A 25,356-nucleotide genomic window follows, 5' to 3' on the forward strand; every position below is an offset into this window, starting at 1 on the left:
GTGTCGCGCTCGCGAATCACCTCTGCCCCCGCTCTTGCCGCCATCCTGGCGATCGCCTTTCCGCCTCTCCTCTCGGCGTCCGGCGCGCCCGGGGCGGCCACGCCGTCTCAGCCGGCTGCGGCGCCGCGCCGGACCGTCGCCGTCACCGTCGACGACCTGCCGTTCGTCGGATACGGTCTGCCGCTCGCGGCGGTCGCTCCTCTCTCCAGCAAGCTCGTCGCCGCGATCGCCGCGCGCAAGGTGAAGGCCGTCGCCTTCGTCAACGAGGACAAGCTCTTCGTTCCGGGAGAAGTCGACGCGCGGATCGCCCTGCTGACGGAGTGGCTCGATGCCGGGATGGAGCTCGGGAACCACACCTTCGGCCACCCGGGTCTCACGAAGACGCCGCTCCCCGCAATGCAGGACGCCGTGATCAAGGGGGAGGTCGTCACCCGCGGCCTTCTCGAACGGCGCGGGAAGACGCTGAAGTGGTTCCGCCACCCCTACGCGCAGACGGGGACGACGCGAGAGACGCGAGACGCCTTCGACGCATTTCTTCTCTCACGGGGCTACACGGTGGCGCCGCTCTCGATCGAGCACGAGGACTGGGTCTTCGCGTCGGCCGACGCGAAGCTCGCCGCCGAGAGCGACGTGGCGGGACAGGCGCGTCTCCTCGCCGCATACATCGAAGACTTCGACGCCCGCTGCGCCTTCTACGAGGAACGCTCCCGCGCCCTCTTCGGCCGGGAGATCCCGCAGATCCTCCTCTCCCACGCCAACGCCCTGAACGCCCGCGCGATGCCGCTCCTCCTCGAACGGCTCGAGAAGCGGGGATACGCCTTCGTCACCCTCGAAGAGGCGCTCGCCGACCCTGCCTGGAAGAGCCCCGACGGCTACTTCGGCCCCTGGGGCCCCTCCTGGCTCCACCGCTTCGCGGCGGCGCGCGGCGAGGACGTGAAAGCGCTCTTCCGCGCCGAGCCGGAGGCGCCGAAGTGGGTCGCCGACCTCGACGCTGCGCGCAGCGCGGCGGCTTCCGCGCCCGCTGCGCCCCGCTGACACCCCGGGACTTCAGCCCTTGAGCCGGCCGACGAGCGCGAAGCCGGCCTCGCCACCGATCTCGTCCCAGACGCCGAGGGAGATTCTCGGCGCCGGCGCGTCGCTCTCGATCTCGAGGGTGTAGGTGAGGTGGGAGGCCCCCGCCTTCTCCTCGTCTCCCCGCCCGACCTGGAACTCCTGCCTGCGCCGCGTCACCTCGGAGAAGTCGCCGTTCGGCGTTGCGACCACGACGAAGACCGAGAACTTGCCCTGCGTGGAGGCAGGGCCGGGGAGGCGGACGAGCGACCCGACGGGGATCTTCACCTCGATCGGAATCCGGTACTTCTTGCCCTTCCGCTGCGCCTCGCCCGCGACGACCGAGATCGCGATGCGCGACCTCTCGTCGGAGGCGAAGAGGTTCGCGAGCACCCTGTCGCCCAGCTGATCCTCCACGGTCCTCTCGGCAACCGTCGCCCGCGTCCGCACCTCGACGCCGGGTCTCTTCACGCGGACCGTCACCGCGGCGGCCTTCGCTCTACCCGAGGCCGGGAAACCGATCGCGTAGAACGACCCGAGCTCCGTCGCGACGCGGTCGAGGAAGCGCGGCAGCTCCCCGGGGTGGCCGGCCGTCATGCCTCCGGTCTTTCCGGCGACGAAGTCCAGACCTGCCATCTCGTTCGACCAAATCGCATCCAGGCCGGCGCCGTAGACGCCGCTGGCGGCCCCGGGGTTGGAGACGGCGGAGTCGGCGGCCGAGACCATCGCCACGCGGTCGTAGGGGTATATGCCGTAGAGCGTGACGCCGCTCGCGTTCGCAGCCTCGGCGAGCTCATCGAGGAGTGGCCGGGCGTCGCGCTCGCGCGGCATCCCCACCTGCGCGCCGCGCGGACCGACGTAGAACTCGCGTCCCGGATAGCGCCCGAAGTGATCGGCGACGACCACGAGGGACTTCCGGCCCTCCATCCCCGCCATGAGGGCGACGAGCCCCCGGAGCGCGGTCGTCTTCGCCTTCATGACGTTGTACGCCTGCAGGGCGGCGAGCTCGCGGGAGAGGTCCGTCGAACCGGTGTCGACGTCGGGAATCCCGCCCGACGCCGCCTCGACCTCCTGGAACCAGAAGTCGCGCGCCGCGAGCTCGTCCAGCTCGGCGGCTTCGCTTCCGCGGCGCGCGGCCCTCCGGGCCACCGCGTCGATCGTCGCCTCGAGCTGCTCGAGATCGCCTGTGAACGAGCGGACGACTCTCACGGTATCGCCCCACGAGACGATCATGGCTTCGTCCCGTGGCCCGAGCGACCGCTCCAGGAACTCCTTGAGCCCGTCGAAGAGCTGCCGCCGGCGGTCCGGCTCCGGGAGGTAGAGGCGATCGACGAAGACGACGACGCGACGGGGCAGCCGCCCGGCCGGTTCCGCAGCTGTCGGCCCGGCCGGGGCCGCCTGGGCGGGGCCGCCCGCGGTCGGCGCGGGATCGCGCTCCTCGCGGAAGTTCGTGATCGCCACCGGCTTGCCTCCGAGAAGGACCTCGAAGTCCTTGGCCGTCAGGCCGTGGACGGGCCGACCGTCCGTGCCGGTCACGACGACGTCCACGTCGAGGATCGAGACCTCCGCCGAGGCGGAGACCTTGGGCGCGTCCGAGGCGGGCTGCCCGGACAACCGTCCCGCCGGGAGGACGGTCGCCAGGGCGATCAGGGCAACGAGGGCCGGTGCTGCCTCGCCGCGACACCTCGGCCCCGAGAGAAGGCGCTCATTCGGGGACGATTCCATGACCACTGCCTCCATGCCGGGCCCTCATGCAGATGGCATACCATTCGCCGGCCGGAGGCGCGCAACCTGCGCCTCCCGCGCAGAACGTCGAAGCAGGAGGCCTTCATGTACACCCTCGTCCTCGTCCGCCACGGTGAGAGCCAGTGGAACCTCGAGAACCGCTTCACCGGCTGGACCGACGTCGACCTCACCGAGAAGGGGCGCGAGGAGGCCCGCGAGGCGGGCCGGCTCCTCCGCGAGGGCGGCTACGACTTCGACGTCGCCTACACCTCGGTCCTGAAGCGTGCGATCCGGACACTCTGGATCGCGCTCGACGAGATGGACCGGATGTGGATCCCGGTGATCCGCGCCTGGCAGCTCAACGAGAGGCACTACGGGGCCCTTCAGGGGCTCAACAAGGCCGAGACGGCCGCGAAGTTCGGCGAGGACCAGGTGAAGGTCTGGCGCCGGAGCTATTCGACCCCCCCGCCCGTCCTCACTCCCGAGGACGAGCGCTTCCCCGGCCACGACCGCCGCTACGCCAACCTCACTCAGGCGGAGCTGCCGCTCACCGAGTCGCTCAAGGAGACCGTCGCCCGCGCCGTCCCCTACTGGGAGAACGTCATCGCCCCCGAGGTGAAGGCCGGCCGCCGCGTCCTCGTCGCGGCCCACGGCAACAGCCTCCGCGCCATGGTGAAGTACCTCGACGGCATCTCCGAGAACGACATCGTCGGCCTCAACATCCCGACGGGCGTCCCGCTCGTCTACCACCTCGACGAGAACCTGAAGCCGGTGAAGAGCTTCTACCTCGGCGACGCCGAGGCGGTGAAAGCGAAGGCCGAGGCCGTCGCGAACCAGGGGAAGAAGGGCTAGACGATCCGTTCGCGGATCCGCGCGGAGACGAGGTCCATCACCCAGACCGCGACGGCGATGAGGAGGACGAGCGTGCCGACCTCGCCCCACTCGCCGAGGTCGACACGGGGCTTGAGGATGTAGCCGATACCGCCGCCCCCGACGAAGCCGATGATCGTCGACATGCGGACGTTGATGTCCCAGCGGTAGATCGTGAACGAGAGGAACGGCGGGATGACCTGCGGGACGACCCCGTAGCGGAGGACCTGGAGCGTCCCGGCGCCGGTCGCCTTGATGGCGTCCATCGGGCCGCGGTCGATGCTCTCGATCTGCTCGGAGTAGAGCTTCACGAGCGAGGCGACGGAGTGGACCCAGAGCGCGAGGACGCCCGCGAACGGGCCGATGCCGACCCACGAGATGAAGATGAGCGCCCAGACGAGCGGCTCGACCGCGCGGGTGAGGTTCATGGCGGTGCGCAGGGCCGTGTAGACGAATTTCGCCGCGGGGCTCTCGCGCGTCAGGTTGCGCGCGGCGGCGAACGCCAGGAGGAACGCCGGGGGGATCGCGAACGCCGTCGCCATGAAGGCGAGGAAGAGCGTCTGGATGAGGAGGATCAGGCCTTCGAAGAGGACGGTCCCGGAAGGGTGCATCAGGCCGCGGATGACGCCGGCCGCCTTGTCGAAGTTCGTGAAGAAGGTCCCGAGGTCGACCTCGGTGACGAGCCACCCCGTGAAGAAGGTCAGCTCGACGAAGAGGAGCGTGAACCAGCCGCGGAGAGTGAGGTTCCACGAGACCTCGGCCTCCTCCTGCGGCAGCGCGCCGGCGAAGCTGAGCCCGGGCGTCCCGCCGAGGAAGCGCCCCGCCGCGTGCCAGACGACGGCGAGAACGAGCCCGGTGCCGGAGAGGACGGCGTAGTGGAGACGCTCGAGGATCTCCTGCGCGGTCCGCAGCGTCCCTTCCCCGACCGGGAAGACGAGGGCGCGGCCGAGGAACTCCCCCATCAGGAGGAACGTCGCGAGGAGAAGGGCGTCGACGAGGAGCGCGAGGCCACGGGCCCCGAGGCTCGGCGGGGCCGGGGCGGCGCGCTTCACGAGGCCGCCTCGAAGCCGAACTCGGCCTCCTGGCCGTAGATCGACTTCAGCGTCGCGAGGTCGAAGTCCTCGGGCTTTCCCTCGTGGACGAGCCTGCCCTCGCGCAGGGCGACGGCGCGCGTCGCGTAGCGCTTCATCAGGTCGAGGTCGTGGAGGGAGCAGATGACCGTGATCCCCTCCTCGCGGTTCAGGGCCTCGACGTGCCGCATGACCGAGTTGCGCAGGGCCGGATCGAGCGAGGCGACCGGCTCGTCGGCGAGGATCAGCTTCGGCCGCTGCATGAGGGCGCGCGCGATGGCGACCCTCTGCTGCTGGCCTCCCGAAAGGGCGTCGGCGCGGCTGTCGCCCCGGTCTCCCATCCCGACGCGGTCCAGGCACGCCTGTGCCTCGGCCCGCTCGGCTTCGGAGAAGAGCAGCAGGAGGCTCCGAAGCGTTCCGGTTCTCCCGAGCGCGCCGGAGAGGACGTTGTCCTTCACGCTGTGGCGCTTCACGAGGTTGAACTGCTGGAAGATCATCCCGACCTCGCGGCGGAGGGCACGCAGGCCTGCCCCTTCGGCGCTCGTCACGTCGCGTCCGAAGATCGAGATCTTCCCTTCCGTGGGGTCGACGAGCCGGTTGATGCAGCGCAGGAGCGTCGACTTGCCCGAGCCGGAGAGGCCGAGGACGGCGAGGAACTCCCCCTCGCGGACCTCCAGAGAGACGTCGTCGAGCGCCCGGATCCCGTCGGGCCAGACCTTCGAGAGCTTCTCGACGGTGACGGCGACCGGCGTGGTCACTTCTTCCCCTCGCGCTTCTTGCGGAGCTTCTCTTCCTCGGCCTCGAGGAGCTGGACGGCGCTGACCCCTGTCGCCCGGAGCGCCGCACGGAAGCCGTCGAAGGTGGCGTCGTCGCTCGGCCGGGCCGCGACCGCCGCGACGAGGTCGAGGTAGGCGCGGAGCCCTTCGGGCGTGGCGATGAACTTCTGGAGCGAGCGCTCGAAGCGGTCCCAGGTCGCCTTCGGGAAGCCGCGGCGAACGCAGCAGACGTCGTTCGGAATGGGGTCGGTCAGCGCCAGGACGCGCACCTCGTCGAGGAAGGCGAGCCGCCCCTCGTCCGTCGGGATCCGCTTCATGACGAGGTGGCGCGCGTCGGCGACGTAGGTGTGCTCGATCTCGTTCACCTTGCCGGGCGGCGAGTAGAACGACGAGCCCCCGGCCACCTTGCCGTCGGCGACCGCCTGGATGACGTTCGCGTGGCCGCCGGCGAAGTAGACGTGGCCGAGCTTGACCGCGCTGGCGTTGAGGAGGTTCAGCGGGAAGATGTAGCCCGAGGTCGACGTGGCGTCGGAGAAGGCGAAGGGACGCCCGTTCAGGTCCTCGAGACGCGAGACGCCCGAGTCGGTCCGGGTCAGGACGGAGCCGTAGTAGACGTTGACCCTTTCCCGCGCGGCCTCGCTGGTCTTGAAGGCGATGCGGGTCTTCTCGAGCGTCCCGGGACGGTCGTACTCGAGGAGCTTCCGCCCGTCGCCAACGAGGTCCTTCGGCCCGGAGAAGACCCAGCTCGAGGCGGCCGCGTCGACGGCGTCGGCCCGGTCGAGAAGCTGCTGTACGGCGTCCTTGTCGTCCGCCGCCGGCACCTCGACCCAGCCGGGGGCCCAGCGGTCCAGCTCGGGTGTCAGCGAAGCCCTCAGCTCGGGCGAGAAGCTCTTCGGAACGGCGATCCGCTTCTTCGCGAGGTCGGCGAGTCCCGCGGGCTCGCCCGCCCCGTTTCGCGTGACGACGACGGCATAGCGCTCGGCTTCGCGGACGACCTGGAGGCGCGCCTCGGCCCCGTAGCGGGCGTGGGCGACGACGTAGGCGAAGGCGGGGACCCAGGCGATGTCGGCCTGCCCGACGCCGAGCGCCTGGACGACGGCCGCGTAGCTCGTCGGGACGGCCGACCGGATGACGAGGCCGGAGTCCTTTCGCACGAACTCCGCCAGCTCGTTCCCGCGGCGGGCGAGGGTCCCCTGCTCGACCGAAGGGACGAAGAGCATCCGGATGACCTCTTCCCCTGCCTGCTCGATCCGGTCGCGCCGCACGAGCCCGGCGACGAAGGCGAGGAAGAGGAGCGCGGCAAGAATCCAGCCGGCGCGCGGAAGGATGTCGATCCGTCTCGCCGTCATGGGCGGTCCCCCTCCCGGACGGCAGCTCCTCCCCACATCATGCCGGGCCGGGAGTCTAAGGCATCGGCGTGAAGCCCGCCGGCCGGCGCACCGATTTGTCCGTGCCTCCCGTGTCTCATGGGAGACTGGGGCGTGAGGTCGACGCTCTGGATCGTCCTGAAACCGTTGCTCCTCACGCTTGCGCTCGGCGCACCTCGAACCCAGGTCCACGCCGCTCCTCATCCCCGCGAGGTCCGCATCGCCGCCGCGGCAGACCTGAAGTTCGCTCTCGACGCCGTCCTCGCCGGCACGGCCGCATCGACGCGGGGGATCCGTCCCGTCGTCACGTACGGCTCTTCCGGGAGCTTCTACGCGCAGATCGAGAACGGCGCCCCGTTCGACCTGTTCCTGTCCGCCGACGCCGAGTACCCGAGGCGCCTCGCGGCGAAAGGGCTCGGCGACGGGGAGCCGTTCCTCTACGCCGTCGGACGGATCGCGCTCTGGGTTCCCGCAGGTTCGAAGCTGGACGTCGCCGCGCTCGGCCTTCGCGCCCTCCTCGACCCTTCGGTCCGAAAGGTCGCCATCGCGAACCCCCGCCATGCTCCGTACGGCCGTGCCGCCGAGGCCGCCATGAAGGCGCTCGGGGTGTACGAGGACGTGAAAGGCAAGCTCGTCCTCGGAGAGAACGTCGCGCAGGCCGCGCAGTTCGTCCAGAGCGGGGCGGCGGACGCGGGCATCGTCGCTCTCCCGCTCGCCCTCGCGCCGCACATGCGTTCGAGCGGGCGGCACGTCGAGATCCCCGTCGCGAGCTATCCGCGCATGGACCAGGGAGGCCTCGTCCTGAAAGGGGCGCGTGAGCCCGCTGCCGCTCGCATCCTGCGCGACGCCCTCCTCGGCGCGCGGGGCCGCGCCATTCTCGAAGAGCACGGGTTCTTCCTCCCGGCGCCTCTCGCCGCACCCCTCTCCGCGCCTTGACGAGGGCTCCGAGGCGGAGCTACCGTCGTTCCCGTATGGACAGCCCGCTGAATCGCACCCTCGGCGTCACGAAGGCGCTCGCGAATCCGGCCCGAATCCGGGTCCTCGCCGCACTGGAAAAGGGCGAGTGCTGCGTCTGCCAGCTGACGGCCGTCCTCGACCTCGCCCCGTCGACCGTTTCGGCCCACCTCGCCGAGCTTCGGCGGGCAGGCTTCCTCCTCGACCGCAAGGACGGAAAGATCGTCTTCTACCGCCTCTCGGAGCGGCCCGATCTGAAGACCTGGCTGAAGGCGACCTTCACGGGGATCCAGAACGACGAGAAGGTCGCGGCCGATCGCGCTTTCCTCGAGCGGGTCAAGGCGATCGACGTCGAGACGTTCTGCGGTGCCGGCCCTCGCTGGAAGCTCCTTCCCGCGTTCCGTCCCGCGCCGAAGCGGCCGCCGTCCGCGCGGAAACCGGGCTGACGACCGGGCGGTTCATCAGGCCATCAGGCCATTAGACCTCCGCCGGTCCTGATGGACGGGTGCCGACGGTGCTGGTTCCAGGCGCGCCGGCAGGGCCCGCACCCACGCAATCCATTCCCCTGGAAGCGATTGAGCCATTCGACCCGTTAGGCGACCCGGCTCCGCCCCACCCGGCTCCCGCGACGCCGTCGCGACTTCGTCGTATCGGGAAATGATGAAAACTCATCGTTGAGGCCGGAAACGGATCGCGGCATCATTTCGACGCCTCGCGAAATGCCGACCTCACCGCTCTCCCGCCTCCTCGACACATCGAAGGTCCTCGCGAACCGCGCGCGGCTGCGGATCCTCGCCACGCTCGAAGGAAACGAGCTCTGCGTCGGCCAGGTCGCGGCGATCTTCGACATCGCCCGCTCGACGGCGTCCGAGCACCTCTCCGCCCTCCGGCGCGTCGGGCTCGTCGCCGAACGTCGGGACGGCAAGTTCGTCTACTACTCCCTCACCGTCGACGAGCACGCGCGGAAGTTTTCCGACGTCGTCCTGGCCGAGCTCTCCACCGACGCCGCCGTCCGGAAAGACCGCGACCTGACAGCTCGAATCCTCGCGCTGCCGCACGACCTCGTCTGCGAGCAGGGCCGCGCGGCCCTCCTCGCCCCGATCTCCCCGGCCGCCCCGGCGGCCGATCCGGATTCTCCGTCCTGCTCGGCATCACATCCGAACACCGACCCACAGGAGGCTCCATGACACAGGCCCGGCCCTCCCCGGAAGGCCCGCCCCGCGTCCCCGGGTGGATGCATCAGGGCGGACTCCTCCTCGCGGCGGGCGCCCTCCTCGCCCTTCTCCCGGCGCCGCCCGCGGTGGCCGCCGCCGAGAGCCCCTGTGCACCCTGCCACGCCGAGCAGGTGGACGCGGCCTCGAAGGGGCCGCACGCCGGCATCGCCACGCGCGAGGCGCGGTACTGCGAGAGCTGTCACGGCGACGCGGCGAAGCATCTCGAGAGCGGCTCTGCCGCCGACATCGTCGGCAAGGCGGCTCTTGCGAAGGCGGACGCGAAGGCCCGTTCCAGGGCGTGCCTCACCTGCCACCGGAGCGGCTTCCCGGGGTGGGAGGGGACGCCCCACTCCCGCAGTGCCGACGTCTCCTGCTGGAGCTGCCACGGGGATTCGTGGCACGACGCCAAGGGCAAGGCGGCGAAGAAGCGGGGCGAGAGCGCCTGCGCCTCCTGCCACGTCGAGCAGGTCAGCGAGTTCCGGCGCGTCTACCGCCACCCCGTCCTCGAGGGACGGATGGGCTGCGCCTCCTGCCACGACGTCCACGGCAAGACCGCCGGCGGGAAGAAGGGCCCCGAGAGCAACTGCCTCGAGTGCCACCCCGAGGCCGCTGGCCCGTGGGTCTTCCCGCACCGGGCGATGGAAGACGGCTGCTCCTCGTGCCACGTCCCGCACGGCTCGGTGAATCGCAGTCTCCTGAAGACCTCGGGCAACGGCGTCTGCCTCACCTGCCACGTCCAGACCAACTTCCCGGCCGCCGGCAAGATCCCGCACAACCGCTACCTGCAGGGGGGCGGCAAGTGCATCGACTGCCACAGCGAGGTCCACGGCTCCAACGTGGACGAGCTGATGGCGCCGCAGTACCGCAAGCGCTGAGGAGGAGACGATGAAGAAGAGCTTCCTCCTCCCGCTCGCCCTCACGACAGCCTTCGCCGTCGCGCTCCCTGTCACGGCCGAAGACGCCCCGAAGACCAGCACCACCGACGTCACCCTCGCCGGCGTCGCCGGCATCGAGGACGGCGACGACGGCCGGCGGGACGACCACGAGGGCTACCGCAACGGCGTCCTCGTCGGCCTCGAGCACAGGTCCAGGGGGCTCGAGATCGGCCTGCGCTTCGAGCCGACCACCGCCGGCTGGCTCGACCTGACCTACCGGCCGGAGAGCCCCTTCCGCCTCGAGCTGACGCTCGACCGGACCCGGCGCTACTCCGACACCTCCATCCGGCCGGAGACCACGCCGCTCGGGACGCCCGTCTCCACCCTCTACCCGAACACGAACACCCTCCATCCGGGCGTCGGCCCCGACGACCCGGTTGCCACGCGGACCCGCTTCAAGGTCCGCGCGGCCTGGCTCCCCTCGGCGGGCGTCGTCGACTTCACCGTCCGCGGCGTCGACCTCGGCGGCGAGCGGGTCCCCGAGGCTCAGGGCTTCGCCTTCGGCGACTCGGGCGCGCCGGCCTTCTTCAGCCCGGCCCTTGCGGAACTCGACACGCAGCTCCTCGAAGGAGCCCTCGGCGCCAGGCTGCGCCTCCTCTGCATCGACTGGAACGCCCGCGTCGCCCTCGGGAAGCGCACGAGCGACTCCCTCACCACGACGCCCGTCTTCGGCACGGCGAGCCTCCTCGAGCTCTACCGCGGCGGCGAAGGGCACGACGCCGACTACGTCCAGGCCCACCTGACCGCCGCCAACCAGTACGAGCACGTCCAGCTCGCCGGCGGCGTCCACTACGACAAGGTCGAGTCGACCCCGACCTTCACCGGCGGCCACGAGCGCCGCCGGGCAGGTCGTGCGCGACGCCCTGACGAACGGCGTTTCCGACGTCACCCGCCAGGGAGCCGCCGGCGCCGTCTCCGTCCAGCCCTTCGGCGGCTTCGACGTGAGGGTGACCGGCCGCATCGGCAAGGAGGAGACCGAAGCCTCCGGCACCGAGACCGTCAGGAGCCGCACCTACGCCCTCACCCAGAACCAGGACCTCGACACCTGGGCCGTCCGCGGCGAGCTCGGCTACCGCACCGGCGGCTTCCGCGCCTCGGTCCTGGGCGGGCGCGAGGAGACCACCAACGACCTCCTCTTCGTCCGCGGGACCGGCCTGCAGCAGCAGGAAAACGAGCGGACGAAGGACTCCCTGCGCGGCGAGCTGCGCTACAAGGCGGGCGCCTTCCGCATCGCCCTGCAGGGCGGACGCACCTGGGACGAGACCACCATCGAGCTGGCCGACCTCCTCAACGGCTATGCCACGGGCCCGAAGGAATCGACCTTCGACTCCGTCTCCGGCTCCCTCAGCGGCAAGCTCGGCAAGGCCCCCTTCACCGTGATGGCCTCCTGGGGCCGGGGCGTCGCCGACCTCGAGGCGCCGTTCTACGAGCCCTTCTACGACCCCACCTGGGTCCTCGGCACGGCCCGCGCCGAGACCGAAGCCACCAGCGTCGTCCTGCACGCCGGCACCCCCGGCGGCTCGGCCTTCGAGCTCTGGGGCGAGATCGGCTTCCGGAGCCAGAGCTGGGAGTTCCCCGACGCGGTCACCTTCCCCGGCTTCGTCAACACCGACGAGGAGGTCAACGGCGTCACCGGGGCGCTCGGCCTCGACTGGACACCGGGAGACGGATGGCGTGCCGGCCTCTCGGGCTGGCTCGACGCTCCTTCCGAGTCCACCGACCACCAGGCGTGGCGCGTGGAAGGAATTGTCGAGAAGAGCCTCTCGAAGACCTTCGACGCCCTCCTGAGGATCCAGTACCGCGACTTCGACGAAGCCCTCTACAACCTCGACGACTACACCCTGACGGCCTTCACCTTCGGCGTGAAGGGCCACTTCTGAGAGAGGAAGGACCGATGAGCAGGAAAGCCACCTTCGTGGCCCTCGCCCTCCTCCCGCTCCTCGCCCTCGCCTCCGCGCCCTTCACGGGCGCCGACGCGGCGGCGGTGAACGCGACGGCGATCCACGACCCCCAGAGCCCCTCCTACAAATCCGACTGCCTGACCTGCCACGCCGCGATCCTGAAGGAGAGCTCCCAGGACCCGCGGGTGCAGACGTTCCACAACGCCATGCTCCCCTTCACCCCGGGCTACAACCCGCGCAAGGGTCCAGACAACAAGAACTGCGTCTTCTGCCACCGCGCCGCCATCGACTTTACCCAGGAGTCCGGCGCCGAGCTGCGCCGCACGGTCTCCGTCGAGGCCTGCGTTTCCTGCCACTCCCGCTCGGGCCCCGGCCCGGTCTACTACAAGTAGGAGCAGAGGATGAGCACGTACGGATTCCTCGTCGACCTCGGGCTCTGCATCTCCTGCTCGGCCTGCGAGGCCGCCTGCAAGACCTGGAACAACGTCCCCACCGGCCGCAACGTCCGCTGGCGCCGGGTCATCGACCAGGTCCTCGGCGTCTGGCCGAAGGTGACGACCTACGGCGTCTCGATGGCCTGCAACCACTGCGCCGACGCCCCCTGCGTCAAGGCGTGCCCCTCCGGCGCCCTGACGGTCCGCACCAAGGACGGCATCGTCCTGCTGGACAAGACCAAGTGCATCGGCTGCCGCTACTGCGAGTCGGTCTGCCCGTACGGCGCCCCGCAGTACGACGCCACCGAGAAGAAGATGTCCAAGTGCACGATGTGCGTCGACCGGATCGATGCGGGCAAGGAGCCGGCCTGCGTCGACACCTGCCCGACCGGAGCGCTGCAGTTCGGAAAGCTCGTCGACATCGACCACGAGGGCGTCAAGCAGATCCCGAACTTCGCCGAACCCTCCTACACCAACCCCTCGATCCGCTTCGTGCCGAAGGAGGGATGAGATGAACACTCTCGACGCGAACCGGCGCGAGTTCCTCAAGACATCCGGCACCGCTCTCGCCGGCGCCGCCGTCCTTCCCGGTTTTCTCGACGGCATCGTCCGCAAGGCCTCCGGGCCCGTCCCCCTCGCCGACACGGCGACGCAGATCATCAGCGACTGTGCCTGGTGCGGCTCGGCCTGCGGCATGAAGGCGACGGTGTCGGGCGGCGTCCTGACGTTCGTCGAGGGGCTCCCCGAGGACATCCAGGGCGGCGGGAAGATGTGCGCCAAGGGGAAGGCCGCCACCGGCTACCTCTACGACCCCGACCGTCTCAAGTACCCGATGAAGCGGACGAACCCGGTCAAGGGTGTCGGCGTCGACGCCGGCTGGGTCCGCATCACCTGGGACGAGGCGCTCGACCTCGCCACCGCGAAGCTGAAGGAGACGATCGAGAAGAACGGGCGCGACAGCGTCATGATCCTCGGCCTGGCGAGCCCCGACGTCTGGGCCCGATTCCAGAACTGCATCGGCACGTCGAACCGGTTCGACCACTGGGACGAGTGCTTCCTCGCGAACCGCGTCGTCTCCGCAAACGTCATCGGCGGCTTCGTCTGGGGCCACGACTTCGCGAACGCGAAGTACATCGTCACGTTCGGATGGGACGTCGTCGGGAAGGCGAAAGTCGTCTGGGCCCGCGCCGTCACCGACGCCAAGAAGAAGGGGGCGAAGATCGTCTCCTTCAACCCGTACAAGGCGGCCGGGACCTCCGTCGTCGCCGACGAGGCGATCTCGATCCGCCCCGGGTCGGACCTCGCCGTCGTCAACGCGATGATCCACGTGATCCTCGCCGAGAACCTCTACGACAAGGCCTTCGTCGAGGGGCTGACGAACTTCCCGCAGTACGAGACCGAGATCCGCGCCCACTTCGCGCCTTACACGCCGGAATGGGCCGAGGCGCTCTCCGACGTCCCCGCCGAAACGATCACCCGGATCGCCCGCGAGTTCGCGACGAACGGCCCTGCGATCGCCCCGATCCACAAGAAGACCCCGTCGGCCAACTACGCCAACGGCAGCGAGACGACGTTCGCCATCACGATCCTGAACGTCCTCGCCGGGACGATCGACCGGCCGGGCGGACGCTTCTTCCCGCGGACGCACACGATCCCCGGGATCGACGCCATCGTCCCGCCGCCGGCCTACCCGGCCAAGAGCGGCGTCGACATCGTCGGGCGCCACCGCCACCCGTTCCTCAAGGCCGTTGGAAGCGGCATGTTCTCGTGCCTGGCGGACGGCCTGCGAAAGAACCCCGGCAAGATCCAGATGGGGATCATCACCCGCTACTCGACGATGGCCTTCCCGAATCCGCCCGAGGTCGAGGCAGAGCTGAAGAAGATCCCCTTCACGGTCGTCTGCGACATCTTCCCCAACGAGATCATCGAGCTGGCCGACGTCGTCCTCCCCTCGGCCCTCTACCTCGAGGTCTCCGACCTCGTCGCCCGCGACCACCACGCCCCCTACAAGATGACCGTCGTGAGGCAGCCCGTCGTCCCGCCGCAGTTCGAGACGAAGCCGCTCGGCTCCATCCTCCTGGCGTGGGGCCTCAAGGCCTTCCCCGAATACTGGAAGAACCCCGACGGGACGCCGATCAACATGGGATACGTCCTCGACGAGAAGACGAAGCGTGCCGGCCTCGGAGCGAACTTCGCCGAGATGAAGGCGAAGGGATTCGTGAAGGAGGTCGCGCCCTTCGTCCCGCGGACGTCGTTCCCGACGGCGAGCGGGAAGATCAACATCTACGTCAAGGCCTTCGCGGATGCCGGCTTCGAGCCGCTCCCGACGTGGAAGCAGAAGCGCGACGTCCCGAGCAGCCAGTACCCGTTCTATCTCCTCACGATCATTCCCCCGATGCACATCCGCAATACCACGGAGAACAACCGGATCACGAACGAGATCAAGGGGACGAACGAGGTCTTCATCAACGTCCAGACCGCCCGCGGCCTCGGCATCTCCGAGGGCGACACGATCAAGGTCCGCTCCCGCGTCGGCGAGATCCAGGTCCCGGCACGCCTCACCGAGGCGATCCGGCCCGACTGCGTCCTCGTCCCGCACGGCTTCGGCCACCAGTCGCGCCTCATGACGGCGGCCTACGGCAAGGGCGCCAAGGACGCCATCCTCGTTCCCGGACAGTCGATGGACGACATCCTCGCCCGCAAGGACGTCGGCGGCGCGGCCTGCATCATGGACGCCGTCGTCTCCATCGCGAAGATCTGATCGTGACGAGCGGCGCTCCCGGTCCCCGCGGTCTCCTCCTGGCCCTCGCCGTCGCGCAGCCCGCGACGGGCGGGCCGCGGACCGCCGCGTTCGTCTCCGGCTTCCTCGCTCGCCTTCTCCTCGACCCGCCGTCCGAGACCCTTCACGCCCTTCTCGGACTGCGGGCCGATCCTCCGCTCGTGCACGACGGCCTCGACGCCCGCGTCGAGGCCGTCGCCCGCCTCTACCGCGAGGCCGATCCGGTCGAGCTGGCGAAGGAATGGACGCGTCTCTTCGTCGGACCGCGGGCCGCTCCCTGCCGCCCCTGGCACGACACCTGGGAGCACGACGGGCCGCCGCGCCTCAGGGGTCCGAAACACGCCTCGATGACCGCCTTCTACCTCCGCGCCGGCCTCGAGCCGACGCGCGCCGGGTCCGACCCGGCAGACCACGCCGGGCTCGTCCTCGCCCTCTTCTCGGCCCTGGCGGCCCGCGTCGCCGAGGGAGACGACGTGCGCCCGCTCCTCGAGGAGCTCTGGCAGGCGCACGTGGGGTCCTGGCTGCCCCGCTTCGCCACGACGCTCGTGGCCGAGGCGCGGGTCCCCGCGCTGAAGGCCGCCGGGGAGCTGCTCCTCGAGGCCGTCTCCTGACCGCCGCCCCGGTCCCTCCTACCGGGGCTGCGCGCGCGCGGCCTCGATCGCCTTCTTCAGCTCGGGGTTGATCCCCACGCCCCGGCCTTCAGCCTCTACGCCCGGCCTGTCGTACCGCCGCGCCAGTAGGGAGGGCCGAGGTTGTGCCCGCCGTAGCCGGGCTGGCCTTCAGCGCCGCTCGTACTGTCACGGCTTGGCGGGCCGCTGAGCCAGAGGACGTTCCTGAAAGAAGGAGTACCGGCTGGTCCGGGGGGCGTTAGGATGGGTCGATCTCGCCTCCGCCTCCGGGACTCTGCTGGCCGCGCCGGCCGCCCCGGTCGGAAAGGCGCGCCCGCGCGCCCGGCCGCCCCCTGCCGCGTCGCGTGCGTCGTCCCGGCGGCCTCCCGGGGCGCCGAGCACCCCGGGTCCGCTCGAAGTCCTTCCTGTCGAAATGCCTGGCCTGCGGGACGGGTCCGGACCGGCGGAGAGCTGGCGTCGAGGGTCTGGTGCTGTGGCGCGCGGCGGCAGGCCAGGCGACCGCAGCGACCGGCGGCCTTTCCGCATCCCCTCCGGGGCGGGAGACCAGCCCCCAGCCCCGTTTCGGGACGGATCAGCGAGTGCCACCCACCCGCCGGGCCGGGCGGGGCCCTGGAGTCAGCTCTGGGCGCGCGCGCCCAGAACCGTCCGCCCCGCCACGGCGAGGAGGACGATCGCTCCTCCGGCGAGCGCCCATCCCGACGGCCGCTCACCGATGCCGAGATACGCCCAGAGCGGGTTGAACGCCGGCTCGAGCATCCCGAGGAGCGACGCCTCCGCGGCCGGGACGACCGAGAGGCCCCTCACGAACAGGATGTAGGCGATTCCCATCTGGACGATGCCGAGGAAGGCGATGACGGCAATGCCCTTCAGGTCGAGGGCGAGGTGCCCCCAGGCGAAGGGCAACGCGATGGCTCCGGCGAGAAGGTTACCGAGGAAGACCGACGCCATCGCATCGCGCGACTGGTCCCGCCGGAGGAGAAGGACCGTCAGTCCGAAGAAGAGGCCCGAGACGACCCCCATCAGGTTCCCGGCGAGGTGCCCGCCATCCAGCTTCCCGACGAAGAAGAGCGACATTCCTCCAAGGGCGACGGCGATTGCGACGGCGTCGGCCTTGCGGAACCTCTCCCTCAGGAGCCACGGCCCCAGGGCCAGCACGTAGAACGGCCCCGTGTACTGGAGGAAGATCGCGTTCGCCGCCGTCGTCCACTTCGTCGCCGTGACGAACGTCAGGATCATGAGCGCGTAGACGACCGCCGTCGCGACGGACGCCCTCTTCCACCTCTCGAGGCTCGGCCGGAAGACGGCGACGAGGAAGGCGACGGTCAGGGCCGCCCGCCAGAAGACGACGCCGAGAGCATCGAGCGGGACGAGCTTGATGGCGAGCCCGCCTGTCGACCAGAGAAGCGCCGCTCCCGCGACGTAGAAACGGCCCGCGCGAGGAGATAGCGCCTCGGGCATTCAGCGCTTCAGGACGAGGACCGGAACCGTGAGGGCGAGCGCCCGCTCCGGCAGGCAGGTCCCTTCGCCGCAGGCACGGTACCTGAGAGAGATGGCGATCGGGTGCTCCCCCTCGGTCGCTCCGGGGCGGACGTCGAAGACGAGCGTCACGTCGACGTGTCCTTCGTAGCCGAGCTCGGTCGTCCCGTCCTCGTGCCGCACGGTTCGGCGCGGCGGCAGCTCGACGGCGGAGCAGCGCAGGTCGGGCCCGCCCCACGCGTCGACCGCGAGCGGCTTCTCCCCCGTCAGGGACCAGCCCGCACTCAGCTCGACGGCGATCCTCACCTCGAGCATCTCCCCCGGCGCGACCCGGTCGGCGGAGATGGAGGCCGAGACGCGGACCGGTCCACCCGCCGGCTCCGGTCCCGTTCCCTTCGCCTCCTCCTCGTCGTCCTCCCCAACCACTCGTTCTGCGCCGTCCTCTGCCGCGGGCGCCTCCCGCAGGAGACCGCCCGTCCGGAGCTCCTCCCACGCGAGGTGCCACGACTCCGTGCCGTGCGGCGCGCGCTCCATCAACCCCGACACCTCCTCGACCGCCGCCAGCGCCTCGGCCGCGAGGACCCCGTCGCCCTCTCGCCGCGCCAGGCGCGCGAGGGCTCGGGCGGCTGCGCCAGGTCCCGAGGGAATCGCCTTGTCGAACAGGTCTCGCGTCCTCACGAGGAGGGGTTCGTTTCCCTCCCCCGTGAACGTGAAGCCGGGCACACCGGGCCGCGTGAAGCGGCGCCGCAGGCCGGTGACGACGCGGCGGGCCTCGGTCGCCCACCGCTTCGCCTCGAGAGCGTCGGGCTCGGCGTCGGCGAGGTCGAGAAGGGCGAGCGCCAGGTACGCCTCGTCCTCGAGGAATGCGAGGATCTTCGCCTCCCCCCCTGCCCAGGTCCGGAGGAGGCGTCCCTCGCCGTCGCGCATCCGCGTCAGCAGGAACCGTGCGCACTCCCGGGCCGCCTCGAGGTAGCGCGGCTCGCCGAGTATCGAGGACGCGACCGCGAGGCCCGAGATCGTCAGCGCGTTCCAGCCCGCGATCCGCTTGTCGTCCGTCGCCGGCGGCACCCGCCGGCGCCTCCGTTCGAGGAGCCGGGCCCTCACGGGGGCGAGGCGCGCCTCTTCTTCCGCCGACGGCTCGTCTCCGAGGTGGAGGACGTTCAGGCCCGTCGCCTGCCGCGTCGACTCGTCGTGGAAGTTACCCTCGGCCCGGACGCGGTAGGCGCTCGCGAAGAGCGCGGCTTCGCTGCCGGCCACCTCGCGCACCTCGGCCTCGGGCCAGACGAAGTACTTCCCCTCCTCTCCTTCCGAGTCGGCGTCGGTGGCGGCGAAGAAGCCCCCTTCCTCCCCGCGCATCTGGGAGAGGAGCCAGTCGCCGATGCCGCGGGCCGTCCTCCAGTAGAGGTCGCGGCCCGTCAGGACGAACGCCCGCGCGTAGAGCGAGAGGAGCTGTGCGTTGTCGGTCAGCATCTTCTCGAAATGCGGCAGGAGCCACCGCTCGTCGGTCGAGTAGCGGTGGAAGCCGCCGGCGAGGTGGTCGTGGATACCGCCGAGGGCCATCGCGTCGAGTGTCTTCAGCGCCATCGACCGGGCGATCGAATCCCCTTCGGCTCCCTTCAGCAGGAGCCACTCGAGCGCGAGGTGCGGAGGGAACTTCGGCGCGCCGCCGAACCCGCCGTGGCGTGCGTCGAACGTCCGCTTCAGCGTCGCCGTCAGGACGTTTCCCGTCGCGGCCGAGAGCGCCTCGCGGCCCGTCCGCTCGGTGATCCGGTTCGCGTTCTCCACCTCGGCGACGATCTCGTCGGCCCCCTTCGCCAGCTCGTCGCGCCGCTCGCGCCACGCTTCCGCCAGCTTCTCGAGGATGGTCCGGAACCCCGCGCGCCCCTGCCGGTCATCCGGGGGGAAGTAGGTACCGCCGAAGAACGGCCGCCCGTCGGGGAAGAGGAACGCCGAGAGCGGCCAGCCGCCCCGGCCGACCATCGTCTGCACCGCGCTCATGTAGACGTCGTCGACGTCGGGCCGCTCCTCGCGATCGACCTTCACCGACACGTAGTGCGCGTTCAGGACGGCCGCCACCGCGTCGTTCTCGAACGACTCCCTTTCCATCACGTGGCACCAGTGGCACGCCGAGTAGCCGATGGAGAGGAACAGCGGCTTGTCCTCCCGCCGCGCCCGCTCGAACGCCTCCGCCCCCCACGGGTACCAGTCGACCGGGTTGTGCGCGTGCTGGCGCAGGTACGGGGACGATTCCTTCGCGAGCCGGTTCGGCGGGCGTGTCGTGTCGGACATGGCGGGATTCTCCAACAGAACGGTCAGCCCCCCCGCCTCCCGCCGCGCGCCTCAGCCGACGCGCGTCAGCCGGACCCGCGACACGTGCCGCGCCGTGCTCTCGACGACCTCGACCTTCAGGCCCGACTCCTCGTCGACGAGCGATTCCCCCGGTCTCGGGATCCGCCCGAGGCGATGAAGGACGAGCCCCGCGATCGTGGCGTAGGCCGGGTCCTCCGGCAGCTCGAGGTCGAGCGCGCGGTTCACGTCCCTCACTCCCGCCCCTCCCTCGACCACCCAGACCGCCTCACCTTCGGAGCGGTACGGCACGGTTGCCGTCTCCTTCTCGTGCAGGATCTCCCCGACGACCTCTTCGACGAGGTCCTCGAACGTGACGAGCCCCGTGAAGGCGCCCAGCTCGTCGACGACGAATCCCATCGAAACGTGGAGCTTCTGAAGGTCCCGAAGGACGGCGACCGCCTCCGCCGACTCCGGGAAGAACGGCGCCTCGTGCACGAGACCCTCGAGCGGCCCGGGGGAGCCCTCCAGGAGCCGGAGGAGGACGTCCCGGCCGAGGACGTATCCCTTTGCGGTGTCGAGGCTCCCCTCGTGAACGGGGAACCTCTCGAAGGGGCTGCGGGAGAAGAGGTCCTGGATCTCTCGCGGGCCGGCCGTCATCGGGATCGCGACCACGGCCGTTCGCGGGGTCATCACGGTGCCGACTTTCAGGCCCGGCAGGTCGAGCGCCCGGGAGGCGATCTCGCTCGCCCGCGGGTCGAGCGCACCCGTCAGGGCGGTCTCTTCGACGAGCGTCTGCAGCTCCTCGCGCGAGAGCCGGGCTTCGGTGAAGGACGTCCTGTCGCCGAAGAGGCGGAGGATCAGGTTCGAGCACGCCGTCAGGAAGCGGATGACGGGGCGCCCGAGCCTCGCGAGGAGAGAGAGCGGCCGCGCGATCGCGAGGGCGTAGCCTTCCGCGAAGCGCATGGCGAGGGACTTCGGGACGAGCTCTCCGGCGACGAGGGACAGGAACGACACGACCACGACCACGAGGCCGAGCGCGACGTCGTCGGCGACCTTGACGGGGACCCCGAGCGCGCTGAACCCCGCCGCGAGGGGCGCGGCGAGCGTCGCGCCCCCGAACGCCGCCGCCGCCGCACCGACGACCGTGATTCCGATCTGAACCGTCGCCAGGAAGCTCTCCGGGTCGGCGCGCAGCGCGGAGAGGGCGGCAGCCCCCGCCCGTTCCTCCTCGACCAGCTCCGCGATCCGGGTCCTTCTCACGGTCAGGACGGCGATCTCCGCGCCGGCGAAGAGCCCGTTCGCCGCGACGAGCGCCAGGACGACGAGGATCTCGAACATGCGGCGATTCTACGGACGACGCGCTCCGCGGGTACGTCGGGGCGCGAAACCGCGCGGTGGCCCAGGTCCTCGTCCGGGGCTCTCTTCCGGTTATCGTCCCGGCACCGATGTCCGCGACGTCCCTCTCGGAGCTGGCGCTCCTCTTCCTTCGCCTCGGGACCACCGCCTTCGGCGGACCGGCGGCGCACGTCGCGATGTTGCGCGACGAGGTCGTGAGGCGCCGGGCGTGGATGACGGACGCCGCGTTCCTCGACCTCCTCGGTGCCACGAACCTGATCCCGGGCCCGAACTCGACGGAGATGGCGATCCACGTCGGCTGGGCGCGCCGCCGGTGGGCCGGCCTCGCCGTCGCCGGCCTCGCCTTCATCCTCCCCGCGACGCTGATCACGGGCGTCCTCGCGTGGGCGTACGTCCGCACCAGTGACCTGCCCCAGGCGCGCTGGCTCCTCTACGGCGTCAAGCCCGTCATCCTCGCGATCGTCTTCCAGGCCATCTGGGGCCTCGCGCCGCTCGCCGCACGGTCGTGGCCGCTCCGCGTCCTCGGCGTCGCTGCCGTCGCGGCGTCGGCCCTCGGCGTCCACGAGCTGGCGGTGCTGCTGGGGAGCGGTCTGCTCGTCGTGGCCGCGCGCGCAGCGTCCGACCGCCGCCCGCCCGCGCCCGTCGCGGGCTTCGCTCCCCTACTTCCTCTCGCCGCCGGCGTGGCCGGACTCGCGTCGGCGGGCGGGGCCACCCTCAACGGGATCTTCTGGCTCTTCTGCCGGACGGGCGCCGTTCTCTTCGGGAGCGGCTACGTCCTCCTCGCGTTCCTCCGTGCCGACCTCGTCGAGAGGCTCGGCTGGCTCACCGAAGCGCAGCTCCTCGACGCGATCGCCGCCGGGCAGGTGACGCCCGGCCCCGTCTTCTCGACGGCGACCTTCGTCGGCTGGCTCCTCGCAGGCCCTTCCGGCGCTCTCGTCGCCACCGCCGGGATCTTCCTCCCCGCCTTCGTCTTCGTGGCCCTCTCGGCGCCGCTCGTACCGCGCCTGCGCACCTCACCCACGGCCGCGGCGTTCCTCGACGGCGTCAACGTCGCTTCGCTCGCCCTCATGGCCGTCGTCACGGTGCTTCTCGGGCGGGCGGCGGTCGTCGACGTCCCTTCGGCGCTGCTGGCCGCAGGCGCCGCCATCCTTCTCCTGCGTTTCCGGCCGAACTCGACCTGGCTCGTCCTCGGGGGAGCCGTCGCAGGGGCGATAATCGCGCCATGACGTCCACCGGAGACGCATTCCGGCGGAAGACCGCCGAGGACGACGCGTCGCTGACCCCCGCCGAGCGGGTCCAGCGCGCGCTGCGGCTCGGCGACGACGAAGCGGAGGCGTTCCGCAGGGCGCGCGGGATCACGCGCGCGGCGGCGGAAGCCGAGCTCGCGTCCCGGAGGCGGGCCGGCCGGATCCCGAGCCGGGTGGCGGGGACCGGGTGAGCCTGCTCGCGAACGTCGCGAAGCACTTCGACCTCCGCCGGACGCCCTTCGCGGCCGTCGGCGGGATCGCCCTCGCGGTCCGCGGCGTCGCCCGCCCGACGTTCGACGTCGACCTCCTCACGACGGACGTCGCCGTCCTGGCCGATGCCTACTGGGCGCTCGTCACGAGGGACGGGACTCAGATCGAGATCCGGCGCGGCGACGCGGACGACCCGCTCCGGGGACTCGTCCGGCTCCTCTCGCGCGACGAGCGTTCCGTCGACGTCTTCGTCGGGCGCGGCGCCTGGCTCGACGGCGTCGTGAGCCGGGCCGAGCCGTTCGCGCTCCTCGACGTCCGCATCCCCGTCGTCCGCGCGGCCGACCTCGTTCTCCTGATGCTCCACGCGGGCGGCACCCAGGACCTCTCGGACGTCAGGCAGCTCCTCGATGCGGACGGCGGCGGCGCCCTCGCCGACGAGGTCTCCGCCCGCCTCCCCGAGGTCCCCCGCGGCGCCGCGATCCTCTGGCGACGCGTGCGCGAAAGCTGAACCCCCTCCGTTCCGTGCCAGGCGTGAAATCGTGTATTACTCGACGGGTCGGGCGGCGCCGGGGCCGCCCGACCTCGTCTCCTCGCCGCGGTTCTTCAGAAGCGACGCGACGACGCCGGCCGCGAGGATGAGGAGCACGACGGCGAGCAGGTAGAGGTTGAAGTTCTCGCCGAGCTGCTCCTTGAGCCACTTGTGGGTCATCATCTTGACGCCCACCACCATGAGCACGACGGCCAGGGAGACCTTCAGGTAGCGGAACTTGTCGATCATCCCGGCCAGGGCGAAGTAGAGGCTGCGAAGGCCCAGGATGGCGAAGACGTTGCTCGTGAAGACGAGGAACGGGTCGGCCGTGATGGCGAAGATCGCCGGGATCGAGTCGACGGCGAAGATCAGGTCGGTGAACTCCACCATGACCAGGGCCAGGAAGAGCGGTGTCGCGAGGACGGTCCCGCGCTTCGCGGCTTCGACGACCCTGTCGGAAGCGACGGCCGCGCCCGGGGTCTCCGCCTCCCGGGAGGCGTCGGTCCCCGCCCTCACGAAGAAGTGCTCGCCGTGGAACCGCTCGGTGATCGGGAAGAGCCTCCGGGTCGCGCGGACGACGAGGTTCCTGTTCGGGTCGGTCTCCCCCTCCTTGAGGAGGAGCATCTTGACCCCGGTCAGGATGAGGAACCCGCCGAAGACGTAGATGATCCACGCGAACTCCTGGATCATCTTCGCGCCGACGGCGATCATCGCCCCGCGCAGCAGCAGCGCGCCCAGGATGCCCCAGAACAGCACCCGGTGCTGGTAGAGCGCGGGCACGGCGAAGAACGTGAAGATCATGCTGATGACGAAGATGTTGTCCACGGCGAGGGACTTCTCGACGAGGTATCCCGTCACGTACTTCACGAAAGCCGAGGCCCCGTCGTTGTAGACCGTCCCGAGCCCTTCCACGGCCACGGGACGCGCGGTCATCAGGTCGGGCGTGAGACCGAGGCCGAGCCAGTGGTTCTCGTAGCCGAAGTAGATGAAGCCGCTGAACGCGAGGCCGATGGTGATCCAGAAGACCGACCAGCCGAGGGCCTCCTTCACGGACACGACGTGAGCCTTGCGGTTGAAGACGCCCAGGTCGAGCGCGAGGAGCGCCAGGATCAGCAGAACGAAACCGGAATACATCCAGAGCACGTCGAGACTCCTTTCGAGGATCCGTCAGCCAGGGATGTCGCCCAGCGTCGGGTACCGGCAAGCGGCCCGCCCGCTGGCCGCTGCAACCGATAATTCTCCCCTGACCGACGGGGCTGTGAACGCTCCGGGGGGCCCAGGTATTCCGGCGACGACCCGGCTGCGCTATCCTGTCCGCCTGAGACGGCCTCTGTTTACGGTCCTTGCCTGACGGGAAGGCGCGCCCCCTAGCGCGCCGGTGATAGAGACGGGCCACGCGCCCGGCGATGTGGGTTTCGCCGCGCGGCCTGCCTCTCCCTTCCCGTTCGCGACCGTTTCCCCACGGAGGCCCCGAAATGCCCCTGACCCGATTCGGGTGGGACCCTGACTTCGAAACCCTCTTCGAGGACTACGCGCGGCAGGGGCTCGCCCCCGGCCGCGTCCTGACCGCGACACGCGAGATCTACCGCCTCGCAACGCCGCACGGCGAGCTCGCCGGGGAGCTCTCCGGCCGCCTGCGCTTCGCGTCCGACACCCCCGCCGACCTCCCGGCCGTCGGCGACTGGGTCGCCGCGCGTGCCTACCCCGGCGACGACCTCGCCGTCGTCGACGCCGTCCTCCCGCGGCGGTCGGCGCTCGTCCGCCGCGCGGCGGGGCGTCGCGACGAGGCGCAGCTCCTCGCGGCGAACGTCGACCTCCTCCTCGTGGCGGCCCCGCTCGGCGGCGACCTGCGCGCGCGGCGCATCGAGCGCTTCCTCGCCCTCGCACGCGAGGCGGGCGTGCCGCCGGCCGTCGTCCTGACGAAAGCGGACCTCGTGGCCGACCCGGAGGCCACTCTCGCGGCTGCCCGCGAGATCGCCGGCGGCGCCCCCGTCGTCGCCGTGAGCGCGGTGTCGGGCCACGGCCTCGACGACCTGTCGGCCCTGCTCGTCCCCCGCGCGACGGCAGCCCTCCTCGGCCCCTCCGGCGCCGGGAAGTCGACGCTCGTCAACGCGCTGCTCGGCGAGGAGCGGCAGGCGACGCGCGAGATCCGTGACGCGGACCGGCGCGGCCGCCACGCGACGACGCACCGCGAGCTCTTCGCGCTTCCATCGGGAGCGCTTCTCGTCGACACCCCGGGCCTGCGGGAGCTCGCGCTGTGGGACGCCGCAGACGGCATCGCCGCGACCTACGACGAGGTCTCCGCCCTCGCCCCGTCGTGCCGCTTCCGCGATTGCCGTCACGAGGCCGAGCCGGACTGCGCGGTCCGCGAGGCCGCGGGCACGGGCGGCCTCGACGCCGGCCGCATCGCGGCCTGGGAGAAGCTCCGCCGCGAGGAGGAAGCGCTCGAGATGCGCCGAAACCTCGGCCCCGCGCGCGCCGAGCGCCTCCGCTGGAAGCGGATCATGGGTGGCGCGAAGGGGCCGGAGAAGCTCCGCTGAGACGG

At 70.9% G+C, this 25,356-nt stretch carries 24 protein-coding genes; 15 read left to right on the forward strand and 9 right to left on the reverse strand.

All coding sequences use genetic code 11. The features are described from left to right. Positions 1–1,035: a polysaccharide deacetylase family protein gene (locus tag IPN03_19710; protein MBK9375877.1), complete on the forward strand. Its 1,035-nt coding sequence runs from the start codon at positions 1–3 to the stop codon at positions 1,033–1,035. A gap of 12 nt (positions 1,036–1,047) precedes the next feature. Here the strand turns inward: IPN03_19710 and IPN03_19715 are convergent, their stop codons facing one another. Next, on the reverse strand, positions 1,048–2,775 hold the full coding sequence (locus IPN03_19715) for a VWA domain-containing protein (protein MBK9375878.1): 1,728 nt from the start codon (positions 2,773–2,775) through the stop codon (positions 1,048–1,050). 105 nt (positions 2,776–2,880) lie between these two features. Here IPN03_19715 and gpmA point away from each other — a divergent pair, with 105 nt between their 5' ends. Beyond that, positions 2,881–3,627: a 2,3-diphosphoglycerate-dependent phosphoglycerate mutase gene (gene gpmA / locus IPN03_19720; GenBank protein ID MBK9375879.1), complete on the forward strand. Its 747-nt coding sequence runs from the start codon at positions 2,881–2,883 to the stop codon at positions 3,625–3,627. Here gpmA and phnE read toward each other — a convergent pair. The 3 genes from phnE to IPN03_19735 are packed head-to-tail and all read right to left on the reverse strand — an operon-like array spanning position 3,624 to position 6,840. Further along, a complete protein-coding gene (phnE, locus tag IPN03_19725; protein ID MBK9375880.1) occupies positions 3,624–4,697 on the reverse strand; it encodes a phosphonate ABC transporter, permease protein PhnE in 1,074 nt (357 codons plus the stop codon). The two genes, gpmA and phnE, sit on opposite strands and share 4 nt — an antisense overlap. Next, on the reverse strand, positions 4,694–5,473 hold the full coding sequence (phnC, locus tag IPN03_19730) for a phosphonate ABC transporter ATP-binding protein (protein MBK9375881.1): 780 nt from the start codon (positions 5,471–5,473) through the stop codon (positions 4,694–4,696). The genes phnE and phnC overlap by 4 nt, the downstream gene beginning before the upstream one ends. Further along, positions 5,470–6,840, reverse strand: a complete 1,371-nt coding sequence (locus tag IPN03_19735) for a PhnD/SsuA/transferrin family substrate-binding protein (protein ID MBK9375882.1) — start codon at positions 6,838–6,840, stop codon at positions 5,470–5,472. The genes phnC and IPN03_19735 overlap by 4 nt, the downstream gene beginning before the upstream one ends. A 117-nt stretch (positions 6,841–6,957) precedes the next feature. On the opposite strand from IPN03_19735, the gene modA reads away from it, so the two are divergent. The 4 genes from modA (at position 6,958) to IPN03_19755 (ending at position 9,901) form a co-directional block, all read left to right on the forward strand. Continuing rightward, entirely contained in the window at positions 6,958–7,794 is an 837-nt protein-coding gene (modA, locus tag IPN03_19740; protein ID MBK9375883.1) for a molybdate ABC transporter substrate-binding protein, read from the forward strand. 35 nt (positions 7,795–7,829) lie between these two features. After that, positions 7,830–8,258, forward strand: a complete 429-nt coding sequence (locus tag IPN03_19745; protein ID MBK9375884.1) for a winged helix-turn-helix transcriptional regulator — start codon at positions 7,830–7,832, stop codon at positions 8,256–8,258. A 273-nt stretch (positions 8,259–8,531) separates the two neighbouring features. Beyond that, entirely contained in the window at positions 8,532–8,999 is a 468-nt protein-coding gene (locus IPN03_19750; GenBank protein ID MBK9375885.1) for a winged helix-turn-helix transcriptional regulator, read from the forward strand. After that, positions 8,996–9,901, forward strand: coding sequence for a hypothetical protein (locus tag IPN03_19755; protein ID MBK9375886.1), 906 nt, complete (start codon positions 8,996–8,998; stop codon positions 9,899–9,901). The genes IPN03_19750 and IPN03_19755 overlap by 4 nt, the downstream gene beginning before the upstream one ends. A gap of 546 nt (positions 9,902–10,447) precedes the next feature. Here IPN03_19755 and IPN03_19760 read toward each other — a convergent pair. Next, positions 10,448–10,636 carry a hypothetical protein gene (locus tag IPN03_19760; protein MBK9375887.1) on the reverse strand — a complete coding sequence of 63 codons (189 nt, stop codon included), beginning with the start codon at positions 10,634–10,636 and terminating at the stop codon, positions 10,448–10,450. Positions 10,637–10,812: 176 nt separating this feature from the next. Here IPN03_19760 and IPN03_19765 point away from each other — a divergent pair, with 176 nt between their 5' ends. Genes IPN03_19765 through IPN03_19785 form a run of 5 tightly spaced genes read left to right on the forward strand, consistent with a single transcriptional unit; the run spans position 10,813 to position 15,686 of the window. Continuing rightward, positions 10,813–11,841 carry a hypothetical protein gene (locus IPN03_19765; GenBank protein ID MBK9375888.1) on the forward strand — a complete coding sequence of 343 codons (1,029 nt, stop codon included), beginning with the start codon at positions 10,813–10,815 and terminating at the stop codon, positions 11,839–11,841. 14 nt (positions 11,842–11,855) lie between these two features. After that, positions 11,856–12,254 (forward strand): hypothetical protein, encoded by a 399-nt coding sequence (locus IPN03_19770; GenBank protein ID MBK9375889.1) that lies wholly within the window; start codon positions 11,856–11,858, stop codon positions 12,252–12,254. Between the two features lie 9 nt (positions 12,255–12,263). Further along, entirely contained in the window at positions 12,264–12,806 is a 543-nt protein-coding gene (locus tag IPN03_19775; protein MBK9375890.1) for a 4Fe-4S dicluster domain-containing protein, read from the forward strand. 1 nt (position 12,807) lies between these two features. Continuing rightward, a complete protein-coding gene (locus IPN03_19780; protein ID MBK9375891.1) occupies positions 12,808–15,057 on the forward strand; it encodes a molybdopterin-dependent oxidoreductase in 2,250 nt (749 codons plus the stop codon). 2 nt (positions 15,058–15,059) lie between these two features. After that, positions 15,060–15,686 (forward strand): molecular chaperone TorD family protein, encoded by a 627-nt coding sequence (locus tag IPN03_19785; GenBank protein MBK9375892.1) that lies wholly within the window; start codon positions 15,060–15,062, stop codon positions 15,684–15,686. 633 nt (positions 15,687–16,319) lie between these two features. Here IPN03_19785 and IPN03_19790 read toward each other — a convergent pair. The 3 genes from IPN03_19790 to IPN03_19800 are packed head-to-tail and all read right to left on the reverse strand — an operon-like array spanning position 16,320 to position 20,807. Continuing rightward, positions 16,320–17,162 carry an EamA family transporter gene (locus IPN03_19790; protein ID MBK9375893.1) on the reverse strand — a complete coding sequence of 281 codons (843 nt, stop codon included), beginning with the start codon at positions 17,160–17,162 and terminating at the stop codon, positions 16,320–16,322. Continuing rightward, positions 17,163–19,469, reverse strand: a complete 2,307-nt coding sequence (locus IPN03_19795; GenBank protein ID MBK9375894.1) for a thioredoxin domain-containing protein — start codon at positions 19,467–19,469, stop codon at positions 17,163–17,165. A gap of 51 nt (positions 19,470–19,520) precedes the next feature. Continuing rightward, the gene (locus IPN03_19800; protein MBK9375895.1) at positions 19,521–20,807 is read right to left on the reverse strand and encodes an HlyC/CorC family transporter; all 1,287 of its coding nucleotides are present in this window, start codon (positions 20,805–20,807) and stop codon (positions 19,521–19,523) included. A gap of 107 nt (positions 20,808–20,914) precedes the next feature. Between IPN03_19800 and chrA the strand changes: the two genes are divergently transcribed. The 3 genes from chrA to IPN03_19815 are packed head-to-tail and all read left to right on the forward strand — an operon-like array spanning position 20,915 to position 22,790. Further along, positions 20,915–22,051, forward strand: a complete 1,137-nt coding sequence (chrA, locus tag IPN03_19805) for a chromate efflux transporter (GenBank protein ID MBK9375896.1) — start codon at positions 20,915–20,917, stop codon at positions 22,049–22,051. Beyond that, positions 22,048–22,263, forward strand: coding sequence for a hypothetical protein (locus tag IPN03_19810; GenBank protein ID MBK9375897.1), 216 nt, complete (start codon positions 22,048–22,050; stop codon positions 22,261–22,263). The genes chrA and IPN03_19810 overlap by 4 nt, the downstream gene beginning before the upstream one ends. Beyond that, positions 22,260–22,790 (forward strand): hypothetical protein, encoded by a 531-nt coding sequence (locus tag IPN03_19815; protein MBK9375898.1) that lies wholly within the window; start codon positions 22,260–22,262, stop codon positions 22,788–22,790. The genes IPN03_19810 and IPN03_19815 overlap by 4 nt, the downstream gene beginning before the upstream one ends. A 36-nt stretch (positions 22,791–22,826) precedes the next feature. Here the strand turns inward: IPN03_19815 and IPN03_19820 are convergent, their stop codons facing one another. Then, positions 22,827–23,945, reverse strand: a complete 1,119-nt coding sequence (locus tag IPN03_19820; GenBank protein ID MBK9375899.1) for a TerC family protein — start codon at positions 23,943–23,945, stop codon at positions 22,827–22,829. Positions 23,946–24,286: 341 nt separating this feature from the next. Here IPN03_19820 and rsgA point away from each other — a divergent pair, with 341 nt between their 5' ends. Beyond that, positions 24,287–25,351, forward strand: coding sequence for a ribosome small subunit-dependent GTPase A (gene rsgA, locus IPN03_19825; protein MBK9375900.1), 1,065 nt, complete (start codon positions 24,287–24,289; stop codon positions 25,349–25,351). The last annotated feature ends 5 nt before the right edge of the window (positions 25,352–25,356 follow it).

The organism is Holophagales bacterium (genome assembly GCA_016719485.1).
Classification (GTDB): domain Bacteria; phylum Acidobacteriota; class Thermoanaerobaculia; order UBA5066; family UBA5066; genus UBA5066.